Raw genomic sequence first — 1,508 nt, forward strand, 5'->3', positions numbered from 1 at the left:
ATGACCGCAACCGATACTCAACCGGATCTGATCCTGCACAACGGGCGCATCACGACGCTCGATCGTGCGAACCCCGTCGCCGCCGCGGTGGCGATCAAGGACGGCCGCTTCGTCGCGGTCGGCAGCAACGCGGACGTCATGCCGCTCGCGGGCCGGGCGACCAAGGTCGTCGACCTCGACGGCCGCGCCGTGCTGCCGGGCCTGACCGACAACCATACGCACGTGATTCGCGGCGGCCTGAACTACAACATGGAGCTGCGCTGGGACGGCGTGCGCTCGCTCGCCGTCGCGATGGAGATGCTCCGGCAGCAGGTCGCGATCACGCCGGCGCCGCAATGGGTGCGCGTGGTCGGCGGCTTTACCGAACATCAGTTTGCCGAGAAGCGCCTGCCGACGATCGAGGAGCTCAATGCGGCCGCGCCCGATACGCCGGTGTTCATCCTGCACCTGTACGATCGCGCGCTGCTGAACGCGGCCGCGCTGCGCGTCGTCGGTTATACGAAGGACACGCCGGAGCCGCCGGGCGGCACGATCCTGCGCGACGCCGCGGGCAACCCGACGGGCCTGCTGCTCGCGAACCCGAACGCGACGATCCTCTACGCGACGCTCGCGAAGGGCCCGAAGCTGCCGTTCGAGTACCAGTACAACTCGACGCGCCACTTCATGCGCGAGCTGAACCGGCTCGGCGTGACGGGCGTGATCGACGCGGGCGGCGGCTCGCAGAACTACCCCGACGATTACGAAGTGATTCGCAAGCTGCACGACGCGGGCGAGATGACGATCCGCATCGCGTACAACCTGTTCACGCAGAAGCCGAACGCGGAGAAGGAAGACTTCGTGAACTGGACGAAGAGCAGCAAGTACCACGACGGCACCGACTACTTCCGCCACAACGGCGCGGGCGAGATGCTGGTGTTTTCCGCGGCCGACTTCGAGGACTTCCGCGTCGCGCGTCCGGACCTGCCCGCGCAGATGGAGGACGATCTCGAAGGCGTCGTGCGCGTGCTCGCGCAGAACCGCTGGCCGTGGCGCATGCATGCGACCTACGAAGAAACGATCAGTCGCGCGCTCGACGTGTTCGAGAAGGTCAACGAGGACATCCCGCTCGAAGGGCTGAACTGGTTCTTCGATCACGCGGAAACGATCTCCGAGCGATCGATGGACCGGATCGCGGCGCTCGGCGGCGGCATCGCGGTGCAGCACCGGATGGCCTATCAGGGCGAGTACTTCGTCGAGCGTTATGGCGCGCAGGCGGCCGAGGCGACGCCGCCGGTCGCGAAGATGCTGTCCAAGGGCATCAAGGTGTCGGCCGGCACGGACGCGACGCGGGTGGCGTCGTACAACCCGTGGGTGTCGCTCGCATGGCTCGTGACGGGCAAGACGGTCGGCGGGATGCGCCTGTATCCGCAGCGCAACCTGCTCGATCGCGAAACCGCGCTGCGCATGTGGACCGAGTACGTGACGTGGTTCTCGAACGAAGTGGGCAAGAAGGGCCGCATCGCGGTCGG

General features: G+C 67.0%; 1 protein-coding gene. It reads left to right on the plus strand.

All coding sequences use genetic code 11. The features are described from left to right. Window positions 1-1,508 (plus strand): amidohydrolase (locus tag F3J14_RS35005; RefSeq protein ID WP_166726764.1); only part of this gene is annotated, 1,508 nt, incomplete at both ends.

The organism is Burkholderia sp. Tr-862 (assembly GCF_011753085.1).
Lineage (GTDB): Bacteria > Pseudomonadota > Gammaproteobacteria > Burkholderiales > Burkholderiaceae > Burkholderia > Burkholderia ambifaria.